Raw genomic sequence first — 17,654 nt, forward strand, 5'->3', positions numbered from 1 at the left:
CCTCTTGAATCGGTGTGGAATGCTTAGAAATCTATTGAAAATAACCAATCAGTGCAAGCATGGAGCTGAACTTTTGCGGACCCTGCCGACGGAAGGAACCGAACTCCGGGTTGCAGCAGGTGCAGGGATTGTAATAATACACAGACGTGACTTCAAGCTTTTCAGCAATACCAAGGTTCGCCTGCAGAAGAGAAAGAAAATAATGCCCTTCTTCTTCCCTGACAGCTCTGCCGCCGAAGGACGCCCGGAACAGATTATACCGTTCCCGGTCGACCTGGTAACAGCAATCAGCTATGGAGGGACCCAGAAAAACTGTGATCTCCTCTTTTCGTTCCCGGGGAGAATAACGAAGAAGGGCTTCCGCGAGGATTCCAGTCCCTTTCCAGCCGGAATGAAGCAGTATAATCTCTCCGATTTTTCTGTGCCATATATATACGGGCATGCAGTCAGCGACGGTCGCCGAAAGGAATCCCGGCCCCCGGGGCATGCGAAGACCGTCCCCGGTCTGAACAGGGGGATTCCGCAGTGTCTTATCAGATACAGGATTCACGAGCTTTGTATGCTGCTGCAGCTGGGCGTGGACGGGCACCTCTATTCCAAGATTATCGTACAGGCGCTGCCGGTGTTCCGGCCCCCGGGAATCTTTCCAGCTCATGGAACCGGCTTCCACGGTGCTGAGGGCAAGAAAGGGAGCGTCATCACCATCCGAGAGCAGTCGGAACTCAATGTGGTCCCGGTTTCTGAGGACCGAGGATTCAGGAAGACCGGGCATAATTTTCTTCCAGGCTTATCATGTCCGCAAGAATCCTGCGTCCTTCGGAGACAATATGTGACACGGATCCAAGCTCCTTTAAAAAGGCTTCGTTATTACGTCCGCCGATGTACCCGAGGTTCGAAAGGGTATCGAAGCGTCCGCCTTTTTCCCCGTGGAGGATTCCCTCCAGTACGGAAGACAAAAGAGATATGTGTTCGAGACCGGTATTCAGAATGCGCCTGGCCCGCTTGTCCGCATCGACGGCCACTTTGGCGGCTTTTTTCTGCCGCAGGGTTTTGGACGGTACATCGGAAGCTATGGAGACAAGCAGCCTGCCACCCTCCCCGGCGGGTGCAAGATAATCACTGGGTTCGGATATGTTTTCCGCCAGCAGATGGAGACCATTGTAGGCTTCCGAATAGTCCTCGCTGTTCTGGGCCTTGTAGAACTCCCCGTCAATCAGCAGCTGTTTGAGCACAATGTTGATCTTTAACGAAAACAGGTGATCCAGGAATTGGGCCAGAAAGGCGATCGAACCTTCATGAACAAAGTCCACGGGCACGGGGAGAACGCCCTCCTGATAATACGCCAGGGGCGTAAGTTTCTGTCTGCCGACCAGCAGTTTCGCCTGATCCATGGTGCTCTCATATTCCCGGGAGAGCAGATAACGCCGGGCTTCCCCTTTCAGTTTCTGCTTCCAGAAGGAACGAAAAAGTCCGATCCATTCCTCACCGGCGGATACGGGTTTCAGAAAAACATTGGCCTTTCCCGAGGCAAGACGAAGGATATCGTAGAGGGGAATGGATCGATAGAAATTCCGTATTCCCCTTAAGCCCTCGCTTGCCTGGGCTATCTCTTTTTTCAGGTCTTCCAGGACGGAACCGTGGTCGGCCTCCTCCTGGTCGGGCCGGGTCACGATAAAGAGAGATTCGATAAGGCCCGGCGAAGCGGAACAGTTCATGCTGTGGAAAATCCGCATCAACTGACTCAGGGGTTCCCGAATTTCAGCCGCCGGGCACCCTTCATCCTGCCCGGCAGCTGCATATTTATTCTTGATCTTTTCATAGGGAAAATAGACAAGTTCACTCAGAATCTGCAGACACCTCGAGTCCTGACTGAGCTTTGACTTTTCCTCGGGGGTCAATTCAAACAGAATATCTTCGAACTGATTATAGAGCAGCTTTGCCAGCTCCTTTTCGTCATCATTGTCCAATTCGGCGGCGAACTTTTCCGGGACGCAGGTATCCCGTATACGCTGATCGACATGGGGAAGATCCTGATTGATAATGAGGGCAAAGAGTTCTTCTTTTTTCTGAACGCTAAGACGCGAAAGAGGCAGCATGAAGACCTGCACCGCTTTTCGCAGCTTTTTTACTTCTTCCAGAAAAGCACCGCTCAGGGTACTTCGGGAATAATCGTAAAGCCCGGGAAAAGCGGAATCCACCTCATGGTAAATCCGGCGCATTACCGTATCTTCAATTACCTCAATCCTGGTAAGGGGAGTAAAAAGAGTCCTGAAAAAAACGATGAGCTTCTGGAAAAAGGTGAAGGAGCTGTATTCGCTCTCGAGATTAACCGTCTGGGGTTCATCTTCCAGGGCATGAACCGGTTCCGCTTCACTTTCGAGCATCTTCGTAAGGCGCACCAGCATGGCCTGGCGTTCTTCCCGGGATAATTCACGAACAAGACGATCGAAGCCGGATGTACCCTGCTCTGCACGCATGAGCTTATTCTAGGTTATCTGGCTGGACTGGTCAAGTTCCGCATTTTTTGCCTTTTTTAAAACTTTTTCCTTGACAACCCCTGAACATTAGGGTATCTCATTAACAATGCTTTTTAATATTCTAAGCCTTATTATTATTCTCCCCATTATTCTGATTATCAGCCCTCAATCGCGGGGAGAATATGCCTAGGGCTTTTCAATAGCCGATAACAGGCCGTTCTTCCTGCGGGAAGAACGGCCTTTTTTTTTCAGGGACCCAGAGCGACGGGTTTTCCCATCCGAGAGAAAGGAGCAGTGCTTGAAAGGTACGGAAGTCATTGTAGAAGCATTAAAAAAGGAGCGGGTCGAAATTGTCTTCGGGTATCCCGGAGGGGCGGTGATCCCGCTCTTTGATCAGTTGTACGGGGAGAAGTCTATCCGGCTGGTCCTGACCCGTCACGAGCAGGCTGCAGTCCATGCCGCTGATGGTTATGCGCGATCCACCGGCAGGCCCGGCGTCTGTATTGTAACCAGCGGCCCGGGAGCAACAAACACGGTAACCGGTCTGGCAACGGCTAATTTTGACAGTGTTCCTCTTGTCTGTATTTCCGGACAGGTTCCGCGACAGATGATCGGGAACGACGCCTTTCAGGAAGCTGACACTGTAGGCATCACCCGGCCGGTAACCAAGCATAATTATCTTGTGACGGATGTGGACAAGCTGGGAAGAATTGTGCGGGAAGGCTTCTTTATTGCCTCTTCCGGCCGTCCCGGTCCGGTTGTAATCGATGTCCCCAAGGACATCATGACCTCGGACACCCGTAAAGCAATTCCGGAAACCGTTCATATCCGGGGTTACAACCCGGTAACCAGCGGACATGCTGTGCAGATCAAGCGTGCCGCAACGGCAATCAATAAAGCCCGTCGGCCCCTGATTTTTGCCGGCGGTGGCCTGCACATTGCCAATGCCGCTGAGGAACTGAAGGAGCTCCTGGAAAAAATCAGCGTTCCAATGGTTACCAGCCTTATGGGCATAGGGGCCGTTCCGGCGGACCATCCCCTGAACCTGGGAATGATAGGGATGCACGGCAGCTATGCTGCGAACATGGCTGTCCAGAAGGCGGACCTTCTTCTTGGCATAGGCGTACGTTTCGATGACCGGGCCACCGGAGATCTCTCCCGTTTTGCGCCTGAAGCACAGATTATCCATATCGACATCGACCCTGCGGCAATAGCCCGGAACGTTCCGGTATCGATACCCATAGTCGGAGATGCGAAACAAACCCTCACCGATCTTATGCCTCTGGTGGAACGCAGGGCCCCGGAGGAGTGGCTTGCTGAAGTCCGGAACTGGTCGAAGTACTACAAAAGCCTGGACGAGGTCAGTACAGACAACTCCGATGACCTGACAGCCAGACGAACCATTCAGCTTCTGGGAAAAACATTTCCCGATGCGATTGTCTCCACCGAGGTCGGCCAGAACCAGATGTGGGCCGCCCAGTTTTTTCCTTTTACCAGGAGCAGAAGCTGGCTTACCTCCGGGGGCCTGGGTACAATGGGATACGGATTTCCCGCCGCCATCGGCGCACAGGCAGGCAACCCCGACCAGAAGGTCCTTGTGATTGCGGGGGACGGATCTATACAGATGAACATCCAGGAACTCGCCACTGCGGTTCTGGACGGATTTCCCGTCATTATCGCGATCCTGAACAACGGCTACCTGGGAATGGTACGCCAGTGGCAGGAGCTTTTTTATAACCGGCGTTACGCAAAAACCTGCCTCGAAGCCGGTATCGACTGTCCTCCGGACTGTTCGGATCCGCGGGTTCCAGGGGCAGGCTGCCCGCCCTATGTACCGGATTTCGTCGCTCTGGCTGAAGCCTACGGAGCGGTGGGATTACGGGCGGCCACTGTCAGTGAAGCAGTGAAGGCAGTAGAGACTGCTGCGGCAGAGAAAGACCGGCCGGTAATCATCGATTTCATCATCCCCAGGGAGGAGAACGTCTGGCCCATGGTAGCCCCCGGTGCGGCACTCCACGAGATGCTGGGAAAAGGAGGCCCCCTGTGAAGCATACTATATCTCTTCTGGTGGAAAACCACGAAGGAGTCCTTTCAAGAATAGCCGGACTGTTTTCCGGACGGGGCTACAACCTGGAAAGCTTTACCGCGGGACCCTCGGTGGATCCCAGCATGACCCGCATAACCCTTGTCTGCGGCGGGGACGACCAGATAATCGATCAGATAAAGAAGCAGCTGAACAGGCTCATCGATATCATAAAGGTCGTGGATTTGACCGAAAGTCCAACCGTAGACAGGGAACTCGCCCTGGTCCGGGTAAAAGCAAAAAGCGGTGCCAGGGGAGAGATTTTTCAGATCGCGGATATCTTCCGCGCCAAGGTCATGGATGTAGCCAGCGAATCCATCATGCTGGAACTGACAGGTTCGTCGGATAAGATTGACGACTTTATCGCTCTTTTGGGAGACTTTTCCATCCTCGAGTTTGCCCGGAGCGGAATCGTATCCATGTCCAGAGGTAAAAAGGAACAACGCGGCCCCTCAGCCGCTAAACAATAGCTGACTTTTTTCAGGAGATTCAGGATGAACAAAATTACAGTGTATGATACGACCCTTCGTGACGGTATGCAGGGAATAGAGGTAAGCTTTACCCTGCAGGACAAACTGGCGATATCCCACGCCCTGGATGATATCGGGGTCGACTATATCGAAGGAGGTTTTCCCCTTTCCAACGAGAAGGAGGAGGCCTTTTTCAACCAGGTGAAAAAGGAGAAATTCAGTCACGCGAAAATTGTCGCCTTCGGCTCCACCCGCCACGCCGGAAAAAAGGCTGCCGAGGATGCCCATATCCAGGCCCTGCTCAACGCAGAAACCGAGACTGTTGTGGTGGTGGGTAAAACCTGGAAGGCTCACGTGGAAAAGGTCCTCCGTACCGATACTGAAGAAAACCTGGAAATGATCCGGGACTCCATATTCTACCTTAAATCCAGGGGCAGGGAGGTATTCTTTGACCTGGAGCATTTCTTTGACGGATACCGGGATGATCCCGACTACGCCCTTCGGGTTCTGCAGGCCGGTTCCGATGCAGGAGCGGATTGCCTTGTCATGTGCGACACAAACGGCGGAGTGCTGCCCCATGAAGTGGAACAATTTATCCGGGAAATTCCGCGGGATAAGCTTGCACCCCTGGGAGTACATTTTCATGATGACTCCGGTGTCGCGACGGCAAACAGCCTGACAGGAATCCGCTCCGGGGCAATCCACATCCAGGGAACCATTAACGGATGGGGAGAGCGCTGCGGAAACGCAAACCTCTGCGTTGTCGTGCCGAACCTGGCCCTTAAATGCGGGTACGAAGTGAACATGAGCCGTAATCTGGAGCACCTGACCTCCCTATCCCGTTTTGTGGCTGAAAAAGCCAACATTATCCCGGAAAAACGTCAGCCCTATGTGGGGATTGCGGCCTTCAGCCATAAGGCAGGCCAGCATGCGGATGTCATAGCCAAGGCGCCGGAGCTCATGGAGCACATTGACGGGGCAAAGGTTGGAAACGAACGGAGAATACTCCTGTCGGAACTGGCGGGAAAATCATCGGTCCTTCCCAAGCTGAAGAAATACGGAAAGTTCGACCGGAACTCCAAGGAGGTCCTCTCCATAACAAAACTGCTGAAAGAGAAGGAAAACCAGGGCTACGAGTACGAAGCCGCGGAAGCATCCTTCGACCTGCTTGTCCGCAAACATCTGGACCGCTATCGGCCGATGCTGGAACTGGACAACTACCACCTGGAGAGCTACAAAACCGGGGATACCCCCTCAAAGACGGTGGGCAGAATTTTCATGCGAATTGACAGGCGCCAGGTTATGGGTGCCGGAGTCGGTATTGGACCGGTGGAAACCCTGGACGCCGCCCTGAGGGACGCCCTGCTCCCCTTCTACCCCTTCATCGAAAAGATCAGCCTTATAGACTACAAGGTGCGTGTATTGAATCCCCAGGAAGCTGCGGCTTCAAAGGTCCGGGTATTTATAACCTCCACCGACCACAAGGAGAACAGCTGGGATACCGTGGGGGTTTCCGAGAATATAGTGGAGGCCTCCTGGGACGCCATCGTTGAGAGTTTCGAGTATTATTATAATACGTATATGGATAAACATAAGACCTAGGGGAACTTCTGCAGCCGCCGGATTTCTCAAAAAACAAGAAAAGGAGCCTGGCCGCAAGGACGGCTCCTTTTCTTATGTTCTCAACAGTATTACTGCCCGGTAAACCCCTCCGTCTCCAGAGGCCGGACCATAACCTCGCCGCCCGAAAGGTACTTTATCCCTTCAATTGCCGCCAGGGCAGCTGATGTGGTGGTCGTGTAGGGTACCTTGTGCCGGACCGCCTGGATGCGGATGTCATGGTCCCCGTATTGGGAGTTCCTGCCCAGAGGTGTATTGATAATCAGGGAGAAACGCCCTGATTTTATGTGGTCGATAACATTGGGGTGTCCTTCGTGAATCTTCAGGACCACCTCGGCGAAGATCCCCCGGCCGAACAGGTAATCCGCCGTTCCCCGGGTGGCGGCAATCTCGAAACCGCATGCTTTGAGTTCCCGCACAATGGGAAGTATGGTCTCCCGGTCGTTCTGGTGGACTGAAACCAGGGCTCTGCCGGTGGTGGGAAGCACACTGCCCACGGCGGCCTGGGCTTTCGCGAAAGCCTCGCCGAAGCTGGCGCCGGTACCGATAACCTCTCCGGTGGACCGCATCTCCGGTCCCAGCAGGGGATCCACCAGGGCAAAGCGGTCAAAGCTGAAAACAGCCTCTTTTACAGCCCATCCGGTGATGCAGTGTCCTTCGCCCATGCCGTTTTTGCAGAGACCCTGCTGTTCAAGATCGATCCCCTGCCACAGCAGCACCCCGGCCTTGACCAGGTTGACCCCGGAAGCCTTCGACAGAAAGGGAACCGTCCGGGATGCCCGGGGATTTACCTCCAGTACATAGAGCCGATCACCTTTTACTGCGAACTGAATGTTCAGAAAACCCTTTACCTGAATCTCCCTGGCAATCTTCGCCGTCGCCTCTTTCATTTCCGAAAGGATTTCGGGGCTCGATTTATAGGGGGGAAAAACGCAGGCTGAATCGCCGGAGTGAACCCCCGCGGCCTCGATATGCTGCATGATCCCTGAGATATAGACGTTTTTGCCGTCCGACAGGGCATCCAGATCATATTCAAAGGCGTCCTCCAGGAACTGATCCACCAGGACCGGCCGTTCCTTCGACATGGGCAGTTCCTGCTTCAGGAACTCCTCCAGTTCATCCTCGCTGTAGGCAATAAACATGCTTCTGCCCCCCAGCACGAAGGAGGGACGAAGCAGCACCGGGAAACCGATCTCCCTGGAAAAGCGTTTTACCTCCGCCGCATCCGCGGCCATCCGGTTCTCCGGCTGCCTGAGTTTGAGTTTTTTCAGCAGAGCAGTAAAGAGTCCCCGGTCTTCGGCATCGAAGATACTTTTTACGCTGGTTCCGACGATGTTGGCTCCCGCCGCCTCGAGCTCTTCAGCAAGATTCAGGGGAGTCTGTCCGCCAAGCTGTACCAGCACATCCCTGACCCCTTCTTTTTTCATGATGGATTTAACATGCTCGGCGTTCAGAGGTTCGATATACAACCGGTCGGAGATATTGAAATCCGTGGACACCGTCTCGGGATTGGAGTTTACGATAATCGATTTTACTCCCTCTTCGCGATAGGCCAGGGAAGCCAGGGTACAGCAGGTATCGAACTCGAGACCCTGACCTATACGGTTCGGTCCGGAGGCAAGTATTATTACCCCCTGCCCTGTCACCGCTTCGCCCTCGTCTATTTCTCCATAGGTGGAGTAAAAATAGGGGGTCTCGGCGGTGAACTCTCCGGCACAGGTATCTACAAAATGATACCCCGCCTCAATCCCCTCGGATTCCCGTTTTTTCGCCACCTCCGTCTCTGTCTGTCCGCTTATGGTGGCGATACGTTTATCCGAGAGACCCATGCGTTTGGCCCTGAGAAGCAGGTCGCCGCCAAGGTGGCCCGCCGCCAGCTCATCCTCCAGTTCCACCTGCTTCAGCATATAGTGCAGAAACCAGGGATCGAACATGGTTCTCTCCTGAAGCCGTTTGAGAGCCCGTTTTCCTTCCCGCTTGAGTACCGTGAAAGCCGCGAAGATCCTCCGGGGGTGCAGGGTATCCAGCATGGCATCGAGTCCGTCGTAACCGATGGAAAGTTCCTGAAGACCTTCGACCCCCAGCTCCGCGGAACGCAGGGCCTTGTTCAGGGCCTCAGGAAAGGTCCGTCCCAGGGCGAGGGATTCGCCCACGGATTTCATCTGGGTCCCCAGCTGTTTGTAACCCAGGGGAAACTTTTCCAGCTCGAAACGGGGAACCTTTACAGCCACGTAGTCCAGGGCCGGTTCGAAGCAGGAGACGGTTTTTCCGGTTATCTCGTTGGTTATCTCGTCCAGGGTATAACCGACGGCAAGCTTCGCACTGCAGCGGGCAATGGGAAATCCCGTCGCCTTGCTTGCCAGGGCGGAAGAGCGGGATACCCGGGGATTCATCTCTATGATCACCAGCCTCCCGGTATCGGGCTTGACGGCGAACTGAACGTTCGATCCGCCGCAATCCACCCCGACGGCCCGCAGGGTCTCGATGGAGGCGGTTCGCATAATCTGGTATTCCCTGTCGGAGAGGGTCTGAATAGGCGCTACGGTTATGCTGTCCCCGGTGTGGATACCCATGGGATCAAGATTCTCGATGGAACAGACAATCACTGCGTTATCCATCCGGTCCCGCATGACCTCCATCTCGAACTCCTTCCAGCCCAGAAGGGACTCCTCCACCAGGGCCTCGTGAACAGGGCTCTCTTCAAGGGCCCTGGAGACAAGGTCGTCAAGTTCCTCCATCTCGTAGGCGATGCTGCCCCCCATTCCTCCCAGGGTGTAACTGGGTCGTATGATCATGGGGAGTCCCACCTCCTCGGCAAGCGCCCGGGCTCCGGCCAGGTCTCTGGTCATTACCGAACGGGGGGTATCCAGTCCGATCTTTGTCGCCAGGTCCTTGAAGCGTCCCCGATCCTCCGCCAGGCGGATCGCTTCCACGGTGGCCCCGATCAGCTCGACCTTGTACCTGTCCAGGATTCCCCGGTCGTAGAGTTCCAGGGAGAGGTTAAGCCCGGTCTGGCCGCCCATGGTCGGCAGCAGTGCATCGGGACGCTCTTTTTCTATGATCTTTTCAACGTACTGGGGTTTGAGAGGTTCGGTATAGATAACGTCGGCGATGCCGGGGGTGGTCATGACGGTCGCGGGATTCGGGTTCACCAGAACGACCCGGTACCCCTCTTCCTTGAGGGCTGCCACTGCCTGGGTTCCGGAATAGTCGAATTCACAGGCCTGGCCGATTACTATAGGACCTGAGCCTATAATCATAATGGTGGATAAATCTTTCCGTGCCGGCATTAAGCTTCTCCTCCTGTCTCCGTTTCAAAGCGCTGCATCTCGTCGTAAAAACGCCGGAAGATCCACAGGGAATCATGGGGTCCCGGCGCCGCTTCCGGATGAAACTGGCTTGTATAGATTCGCTTTTCGTCATTGATGATGCCTTCGATTGTTCTGTCGTTGGCGTTCCGGAACCAGACCCGGGTATCCCCGGGCAGACTCTCTTCGTCCACATCGAAGCCATGGTTCTGACTCGTTACAGCAACACGGCCGGTAAGCTCGTCCCGTACCGGGTTGTTGCAGCCGTGGTGGCCGAACTTCATCTTGCGCGTTCTGGCCCCCAGAGCACTGGCTATGAGCTGATGCCCCAGGCAGATGCCGAAAAGAGGTACCTTTCCGACGAGTTTTTTTATCTCTCCGATAAGACCATCAAGGGTCGCGGGATCTCCGGGACCGTTGGAAAAGAGAACCCCCTGGGGAGACAATTCCAGTATCTCCTCCGCAGAGGCACCGGAAGAAAGCACCCGTATTCCCACGCCGAATTTTTTCATCTCCCGAAGGATGTTGCCCTTTGTCCCGCAGTCGACGGCAACCAGCTTCAGGTCCCCGTCGCTTATTATATTTTCGTCTTCCGTAATTCCGACTTCGGGAATACAATTCCTCCCCTCCATGGAGGGAAAGGAGTTCAAATAGCTTTTCACCTTTTTCAGTTCCCCGTCGTCCAGGGAATCTTCCGCGGCAGGGCGTACTATTATTCCGTTCCGGCTGCCTGAATCCCGCAGATGGAGGGTCAGAGCCCGCGTATCAAGACCGGCAATTCCCGGGGTACCGTACTTTTTCAGAAATTCACTGAGGCTCAGACGCCCGGGCGGTACGGGCCCGTCATAGTATTCCCTCACCACGAAGCCCTGGGCTTTGACCCGGGGTAAAAGCCGGTCTTCCGGTCCGTTCTCCGACCATGAATCGTCGGTGCCGTAATTACCCATATGAGGGTAGGTCATGACGACAATCTGTCCGGTATAGGAGGGATCAGTCAGGATTTCATGATAACCGGTCATGCCGGTATTGAAGACCACTTCTCCAACACCTTTGGAAAACTCATGTAATTCCGGCAGATCATCTACCTTTGGGGGATCGGCACCGAAGGAAAAACCGGAAAAACAGGAACCGTCATCAAGTATCAGGTAAGACCGCACTTTCGACCTCCTCGAGAAAGCGACATATGGATACTTATGCAGTATTAACTGCATAAATATACATTCAAGATTTAAAAAAAAGCCGGCAGATTGCCGGCCTAATTAGTCCCTAGGGGAATCGAACCCCTCTTTGAAGAATGAGAATCTCCTGTCCTAGCCGATAGACGAAGGGACCACTAAGCAGCCCGAGAAGGATTTGAACCCTCACAAACAGAACCAGAATCTGCTGTGCTACCGTTACACCATCGGGCTTTGTTCTTGGCGGGAAAAATACTATATCTTTCCTTTACTGTCAATAGAGGCAATCCAAAAAACTTATTCGCCCAGGTAATCCACAAGGGTGGTGATCTCAAGATCCTGAAGCTTATCGCTATAGTTCAGAAAAGGGAGCCCCACTACACCGAACAGGTCGCTCACTTCACCCCCTGCTTTGCGTATGAGGGATGCAGCTCCGGACAGGGTGCCGCCGGTTGCTATAAGGTCATCCACCAGCAGGACCCTGCCGTTTTCCGGAACATCCGTCAGGTGAACATGAAGCTCGTCTTCTCCGTACTCGAGACTGATTTTCTGACTTATCGTTTCTCCCGGCAGCTTTCCCGCTTTACGTATCAGAATGAGCGGCAAGCCTCTGTGAACCGCAAAAGGCGCGGCAAAGACAAAGCCCCTGGCTTCAATGGCCGCTACAGCGTCAAAGTCATCCTTCTGATACCTCTGATCCATGGCATCGATAACCAGCCTGAAGGATTCCGGATCTGCGAGAATACTGGTAATATCGTAAAAAAGAACCCCGGGTTTTGGAAAATTCGGAACCCGGCGGATAACCGCATCCAGTTTCGCGGCGATATCGGCTTTATACATGGGGGTACTACTCCTTCCCTTTCTGTTCTATCTGCCGTTATCATTTATACATCGCAGGGACAGGTATTTCAAGCACATGGAACCGGCAATAGTAACTCTTATCTTGTCAAAGGATTACCACCTCTAGTATACTCTGCGGCTTTCTCCGCTGATTGACTAAAAAGCTCAGGATGATATAATGGAAGGATTGATGGACGGCAACACACGGCACCGCTCCGGAGAGTTAAAAGAGTTGCTTTCCGCTGCTTATACGCGTACCAGGGATGGAGACTTTGCAGGCGCCGAACTCAACCTGGAAGAGGCCCTGCGAACCGATTTTGAAGATGAGGAGGTTATTTCCTCCCTTAAATGTGTCCATTTCTGGAAAGAACGCTTTGACAGGGTTGACGAAGCGGCAAATGATTTCGAAAAAGGGGATTTTCTTCTACGTGAATGGAAGGCGTTTCTCCTTTTTTTGAACCGCGTGCCCGGAGCTGTGGAAGAGTGCCTGTATGCTCTCCGGCATTGTATTTTTGGCGCAGCCCTGGCTGCATACAGACGATTTGCCCAGAACAACGACGGCAATGACCCCGAGCTGCAGTATCGTATTGGTCTTTGCCTGAAAAGGATGGGGGATTACCAGAACGCAGCAGAATATCTTGAACTCGCATCCGCAAGGGATGGCGAGAATGCCGGATATCTTGCTGAGCTGGCGGATTGTTACGCATTCCTGAACGAAGTAAGGGTATCAAAGGTCTTCTTTAGGGAGGCCTTTTATATTGACCCCCAGGGGATCGACCTGCAGAGTCTCGAATCCCTGCTGATTCGCCGTCTGATAGACGAGGTGGGCAAAAAAAACTACCCGCCGCCGGTAGCACAGGAGTGGATTCCCGTGTTCGGTGTAATCTACGGCGTTTTCTCGGTCAAACGGGAGCTAAGACCCCTGGAGCTCGGAAAGCTGCGGCAGGGTATTTTCTCGCTGGAAAAGCGTGTTCTTGAGGAACCGGAAAACGATATTCTGGTTCCACGACTTATAAACCGTTATTTCTGGCTGATCGATCATTATGTTAATATCAGGGATTCCCGTCCTAAAATAGACGAAGTCCTTGAAAAAATTAAGGCATTAGACCAGCAAGTCTACGAATTATATGCAAACTAGAATGGAGTTTGAAAGATGTCTACCCAAAGCGTAAAAGCTGTGAGCGAGCTGTTGAATGAAGAAAAATGGACAAGGGCTACCCTGAACAGCTATGGAATAAATAACTTCCAGGAACTGGACGCAGTTATTGCCGATGTAGTCGATGACGGCAGTGAAGAAGAGGTGCGGGAAATCTGTGAAGAACATCTGAAGCACACAAAGAACAGTATCATTGCCCTCTACATAGCAGGAATTCTCGCATTACGGCGTCAGCTGGTTGATGATACAAACCTTGTGATGATTATAAATATCTTCACCGACAACCGCAAATGGAATATCGTCGAATACCTGTGCAAGCGCATCCTTGAGTTCGGCGAAAACAAGTTTGCCCTGCGGACCCTGGCGGACTGTTACGACAATAAAAATGAAGACGAAAACAAGATAGAGATCTGGGAACGGCTGATCAAGGTTGACTACGAAGAAGCCGACATTGTCCGCCAGCTGGCTGAATTCCGGGAAGAGGAAAAAGACATTGAAGGCGCCATCGACTACTACAAGAAGGCGATCCATCGGTACATCAACAAGAAGATGTTCACCAACATCAAGGATATCTGGGACAAACTGGTGGAATACTGTCCCGAAGAAACGGACTTCTTCTTTAATGTAGATAAAAAAATTGAGAAGATGATCAGCCCCGAACGGGCCTCCCAGCTGCTGGAAAACCTTTACGGATATTATCGGGAAGCGGAGGACTGGGACAAATCCATCGATATTTTGAAGCGAATCCTCGATTACGATCCAAAGAACGTATGGGCCAGAAAAGAAATTACCGAATGCTATCGACAGAAATTCAAGGACCACAGCCAGTTGGCCGAGTATATCCGGATTTCGAACCTTACCCAGAGCTGGCGGAACGTTCACGATGCAATCGCGGACTTTGAAAAGCACATCTCCTTTGACTCCGGCAATTTTGTCTGTCACCGCTCCTGGGGAATCGGACGTATCCGGGCAATCGATGGCGATGACATAACCATAGACTTTACCAGAAAGCGCGGTCATTCCATGTCACTGAAGATGGCGGTAAACGCCCTCTCCTCCCTCCAGCGTGACCATATCTGGGTTCTGAAGGTAACCAAAAGCAAGGACGAGCTGCGCAGCATGGTGAAGGAAGACCCCTCCTGGGCACTTCGTACCATCATCAGGAGTTTTGACAATGCGGCCAACATGAAACAGATCAAGGCCGAGCTTGTTCCTTCCATCCTGACCCCCAGCGAGTGGTCATCCTGGAGTACCAATGCCCGCAAAAGACTCAAGGAAGATACATCCTTTGGAAATCTTCCGGACAAGATCGACGTCTTTGTCGTACGGGAACAACCCATCTCTGTGGAAGAGAAGGCTTTTAACCGCTTCAAGGCGGTAAAAAGCTTTTTCGGCAAGGTCGCGGCACTGCGGGATTTTCTCGGAAGCGCCAAGCCCGAATCCGAATATTTTTCCGAGATGTTCTCCTACTTTGTGAACATTCTCAAAGCCTATGCCAGCGTTAACGAACAGGTTGTAGGCAGCTTTCTGCTGGTTGAGCATATTGTTGAGGACTATCCCTACCTCAATCCGGGACTTGGAATCACCTTTAAGGACCTGATTGAAGAGATCGATGATATCATGGCCCTCTTCGGCAAGATCGAGGATTCGGAACTGGCGAAAAGATTCCTGGCGGAACTCAAAGCTCTGGATGAATGGCCGGAGTACTATGTAAAGATATTCCCCACCAGCCTTTCAAAGTACATTATCGACGAGTTATACGCTGCGGGCCACGATGACCTGGTCCAGTCCCTCTTTTCCGATATCATTGAGAAGTACCGGGAAAACAGGGAGGCCTTTATCTGGCTTGCCAAACACTATGAAAATGATCCCCGGGTTGCCGAGTACGGCATTGAATACGAGAAGATCCTGATCAATATGATTCACCTGGTGGACATTACCTTCCGGGAGATTACCAACCGCAGGGACGTCAGCAGTAACCGAAAACTGAATCGCCAGGCCCAGAATTTCCTTTTCAAGGAAAAACGCCTGGAGAATTATCTCATGAAGGCCGACGAGGACTCCATTCACCGGCTGTACACCCTGGTCTCCGACGTTAAGGATCTGGATCCCTCTATTTCAATTGAACTTAAACATAAGATTATCGAACGTTTCCCGAACTTCAAGTTCTTCGGCGAACCCGCTCCCGCCGCTTCAGTCGGACGGGTCAAGATAAAGGGACTCATTGTTACGGCGTCGAGTTACCAGAGAAAGCAGGATGAGCTGCGTCATATTATCGATGTCGAAATACCTGAAAACTCCAGGGAGATAGGAACGGCTTCGGCCCTGGGCGACCTTCGGGAAAACGCCGAGTACAAAGCGGCGAAGGAAAAACAGGAACTCCTTAACCTTAATGTCAGCAGGTTGAAGGATGATCTGGACAAGGCACAGATTTTCGACAAAAACCAGGTTGATACCGAGCAGGTCTCCTTCGGAACCAGGGTTGAGCTTCTCAATAACAATACAGGCAAGGTTGAAACCTACGCCTTTTTCGGACCCTGGGAATCAGACCCCAATAAAAATGTGATTTCCTACCAGTCCCCCTTCGGCATGAAACTGTGGGGATTGAAGGAAGGTGAGCACATTGATTTCTCGATCAACGAGAACCACTACGACTATACGGTAAAGAGTATTGCAAAAGGAGATTTTTAAGCATTCATGATGAAACGTGCCGTTCTCATAGTATTCATAATCCTCGCCGCCCTCAGCCTGGCGGCGGAACCGATGGATATGATTGTTCTGTTGGACGTATCCCAGAGTATGTTTCCATACTTCGACGATACCATCAATTTTCTTCTGAAAGATTTAATTGACGGACACCTTCAGACTGGGGACGGTTTTCATTTACTGAGTTTCGCCGGGTCACCGGAACAGGAAATACACCGCGTAATAAACTCAGAAAGCGATATGGAAGCTGTACTTGCACGTATAATGCTTCTGCACCCTCTGGGCCGTCATACGGATCTGCTCTTTGCCATGAACTATCTGTATGATTATGTCTCCCGCCTTCCCCTTCGTACCAGCAAGAATATTCTCATCCTGACCGATGGTATCCATGACCCTCCCCCCGGGACATCCTACCCGGCTGAAACAGCGGCGCAGAGAGAAAACAACAGGGAAGAAGTGGTGCGGGTGGCCACAAAAATGAAGCGCGAAGGCTGGCAGGTCCGTCTTATACAGTTCCCCAGAGATCTTTCTTCGGCTGCGGATAGTGCAGGGACCGGAGAGGGCTCATTGGCTGAGGAACAAATCGATACTTCCGGGGAGATACGTTCTCCTGAAGAAAAACCGAAGGATTCCAGTACTTCCTCGATAAACGAATCGGGTCCTTCCGGAGAGAATGATTCGAACCTTTATGACTCCATTTCAGAAGCCCTGGGCGTCGATATTATCGAATACGAAAGCGGCCGGGAATTGAGCCATGCAGCCACAGGGGCACCGCATCTTCAATTCCCCGATAATCTCGGGGCCGTGGCGAGAAGCTTCACGGTTCCCTTCACGATAACAAATTATATCGACAACTCGATTCTCATAAAGCTTAACCGGATACAGACGCGGGGAATAAATATTCTGGATGAACCTGTTCAGCTTAAGCTTGGTGCTGAGGGCTCCGGCACCCTGAACGCTCACATGACGCTGCCCGAGTCCTTTGAACCCGGGGAATACCGTCTCGATGTTGAACTGTTCTTTTCAGATGATCTGCGTATTTTCCCCCGGAAGGGAGAACTGATTTTTGAACTGAAAAGTCCGGTAAACCTTGCCTGGATAAAGATCGTTCTGTTTGTAATCCTGGGACTTGCCCTTCTGTATTTCCTGCTGTTTTATATTATCTTTCCCTTGAGCCGGCATATTGAACATAACGCCGGAGCGGATAAGACCTACGTCAGCCTCCAGGCAGCCTCCGGTTCAGATCGAGACCCCGCAGCCCTGCAAAAGGCCGGACACGCTGCTCAATCAGAACCCGTGCACGCTAAAGGCAAGGTTCCGCTCCTTGAAGCTTCCCATTATACTCCCGGGGGGAAAATCCCCCTCTCCCAGATATCCTCATCCCAGACAGCAATTCTTCAGGATATGAAACCGGGACACCGTCCCATCGAATTCCGGCTTTCCGGTCAAAATCCTTATAACGGCGGTCGCAACATTCGCTGGGTGGGAAAGAACAGCAGATCCGTCGGCGGCGGCGGTTCGTTCTTCCTGATATTCCTTATTAAGGTTCCGGAGAGAATAGCTGAAGTCACCTTTACCGAAACCGGCCTGCGTTTTACGCCCATCCGGGAAGAGTTCTTCCCTTCCCTTTCAGGGCCGATTGAAAACTGTCTGAACAAGCCTGTTCTGCTGGAAACTGAATACGGCAGTTTTACAATGGTTTTCAGGGAATGGATATCCCCGCTGGAAAGGATAAACCACGTTCTCCACCTTACCGACCATCCCGGGGTAACTCCGGAAGATATGGTATAGAGTACCGGCGGATCGTACCGGGCAGCTT

At 52.5% G+C, this 17,654-nt stretch carries 11 protein-coding genes and 2 tRNA genes; 6 read left to right on the plus strand and 7 right to left on the minus strand.

The features are described 5' to 3' along the window. Nucleotides 1-31: 31 nt before the first annotated feature. Both B4O97_RS03150 and B4O97_RS03155 read right to left on the minus strand, forming a co-directional pair. Nucleotides 32-772 (minus strand): polyphenol oxidase family protein, encoded by a 741-nt coding sequence (locus tag B4O97_RS03150; RefSeq protein ID WP_083048249.1) that lies wholly within the window; start codon nucleotides 770-772, stop codon nucleotides 32-34. Then, complete coding sequence (locus B4O97_RS03155; protein WP_083048251.1) at nucleotides 756-2,477, minus strand: DUF5312 family protein; 1,722 nt, start codon at nucleotides 2,475-2,477, stop codon at nucleotides 756-758. Before B4O97_RS03155 ends, B4O97_RS03150 begins: the two co-directional genes overlap by 17 nt. 298 nt (nucleotides 2,478-2,775) lie before the next feature. On the opposite strand from B4O97_RS03155, the gene ilvB reads away from it, so the two are divergent. The 3 genes from ilvB to cimA are packed head-to-tail and all read left to right on the plus strand — an operon-like array spanning nucleotide 2,776 to nucleotide 6,632. Further along, nucleotides 2,776-4,524: a biosynthetic-type acetolactate synthase large subunit gene (gene ilvB, locus B4O97_RS03160; protein ID WP_083048253.1), complete on the plus strand. Its 1,749-nt coding sequence runs from the start codon at nucleotides 2,776-2,778 to the stop codon at nucleotides 4,522-4,524. Then, the gene (gene ilvN, locus B4O97_RS03165; RefSeq protein WP_083048255.1) at nucleotides 4,521-5,030 is read left to right on the plus strand and encodes an acetolactate synthase small subunit; all 510 of its coding nucleotides are present in this window, start codon (nucleotides 4,521-4,523) and stop codon (nucleotides 5,028-5,030) included. The genes ilvB and ilvN overlap by 4 nt, the downstream gene beginning before the upstream one ends. A gap of 24 nt (nucleotides 5,031-5,054) precedes the next feature. Beyond that, nucleotides 5,055-6,632 carry a citramalate synthase gene (gene cimA / locus B4O97_RS03170; protein WP_083048257.1) on the plus strand — a complete coding sequence of 526 codons (1,578 nt, stop codon included), beginning with the start codon at nucleotides 5,055-5,057 and terminating at the stop codon, nucleotides 6,630-6,632. A gap of 89 nt (nucleotides 6,633-6,721) precedes the next feature. Here the strand turns inward: cimA and carB are convergent, their stop codons facing one another. The 5 genes from carB to B4O97_RS03195 form a co-directional block, all read right to left on the minus strand. Beyond that, nucleotides 6,722-9,940, minus strand: a complete 3,219-nt coding sequence (gene carB, locus B4O97_RS03175; protein ID WP_083048259.1) for a carbamoyl-phosphate synthase large subunit — start codon at nucleotides 9,938-9,940, stop codon at nucleotides 6,722-6,724. Further along, complete coding sequence (gene carA / locus B4O97_RS03180; RefSeq protein WP_233142889.1) at nucleotides 9,940-11,115, minus strand: glutamine-hydrolyzing carbamoyl-phosphate synthase small subunit; 1,176 nt, start codon at nucleotides 11,113-11,115, stop codon at nucleotides 9,940-9,942. The genes carB and carA overlap by 1 nt, the downstream gene beginning before the upstream one ends. A 103-nt stretch (nucleotides 11,116-11,218) precedes the next feature. Then, nucleotides 11,219-11,290, minus strand: a tRNA-Glu gene (locus B4O97_RS03185). 6 nt (nucleotides 11,291-11,296) lie between these two features. Then, a tRNA-Gln gene (locus tag B4O97_RS03190) sits at nucleotides 11,297-11,367 on the minus strand. Nucleotides 11,368-11,430: 63 nt separating this feature from the next. Then, nucleotides 11,431-11,973, minus strand: a complete 543-nt coding sequence (locus tag B4O97_RS03195) for an adenine phosphoribosyltransferase (protein ID WP_083048263.1) — start codon at nucleotides 11,971-11,973, stop codon at nucleotides 11,431-11,433. A gap of 178 nt (nucleotides 11,974-12,151) precedes the next feature. Between B4O97_RS03195 and B4O97_RS03200 the strand changes: the two genes are divergently transcribed. From B4O97_RS03200 to B4O97_RS03210, 3 genes are read left to right on the plus strand one after another with little or no spacing between them, the layout of a single operon-like run. After that, nucleotides 12,152-13,111, plus strand: a complete 960-nt coding sequence (locus B4O97_RS03200) for a tetratricopeptide repeat protein (protein ID WP_083048264.1) — start codon at nucleotides 12,152-12,154, stop codon at nucleotides 13,109-13,111. Between the two features lie 15 nt (nucleotides 13,112-13,126). Continuing rightward, nucleotides 13,127-15,820 (plus strand): transcription elongation factor GreA, encoded by a 2,694-nt coding sequence (greA, locus tag B4O97_RS03205; RefSeq protein ID WP_083048266.1) that lies wholly within the window; start codon nucleotides 13,127-13,129, stop codon nucleotides 15,818-15,820. Between the two features lie 6 nt (nucleotides 15,821-15,826). Continuing rightward, the gene (locus B4O97_RS03210; protein WP_083048268.1) at nucleotides 15,827-17,626 is read left to right on the plus strand and encodes a vWA domain-containing protein; all 1,800 of its coding nucleotides are present in this window, start codon (nucleotides 15,827-15,829) and stop codon (nucleotides 17,624-17,626) included. Nucleotides 17,627-17,654: the final 28 nt, after the last annotated feature.

The sequence above is a fragment of the Marispirochaeta aestuarii genome, from assembly GCF_002087085.1.
GTDB classification, from domain to species: Bacteria; Spirochaetota; Spirochaetia; order JC444; family Marispirochaetaceae; genus Marispirochaeta; species Marispirochaeta aestuarii.

Bases quoted from the DNA above. Each gene is read 5' to 3' on its own strand.
- B4O97_RS03150 (WP_083048249.1), bottom strand. From the start codon at position 772: ATGCCCGGTCTTCCTGAATCCTCGGTCCTCAGAAACCGGGACCACATT.
- B4O97_RS03155 (WP_083048251.1), bottom strand. From the start codon at position 2,477: ATGCGTGCAGAGCAGGGTACATCCGGCTTCGATCGTCTTGTTCGTGAA.
- cimA (WP_083048257.1), top strand. From the start codon at position 5,055: ATGAACAAAATTACAGTGTATGATACGACCCTTCGTGACGGTATGCAG.
- carB (WP_083048259.1), bottom strand. From the start codon at position 9,940: ATGCCGGCACGGAAAGATTTATCCACCATTATGATTATAGGCTCAGGT.
- B4O97_RS03195 (WP_083048263.1), bottom strand. From the start codon at position 11,973: ATGTATAAAGCCGATATCGCCGCGAAACTGGATGCGGTTATCCGCCGG.
- B4O97_RS03200 (WP_083048264.1), top strand. From the start codon at position 12,152: ATGGAAGGATTGATGGACGGCAACACACGGCACCGCTCCGGAGAGTTA.
- greA (WP_083048266.1), top strand. From the start codon at position 13,127: ATGTCTACCCAAAGCGTAAAAGCTGTGAGCGAGCTGTTGAATGAAGAA.
- B4O97_RS03210 (WP_083048268.1), top strand. From the start codon at position 15,827: ATGATGAAACGTGCCGTTCTCATAGTATTCATAATCCTCGCCGCCCTC.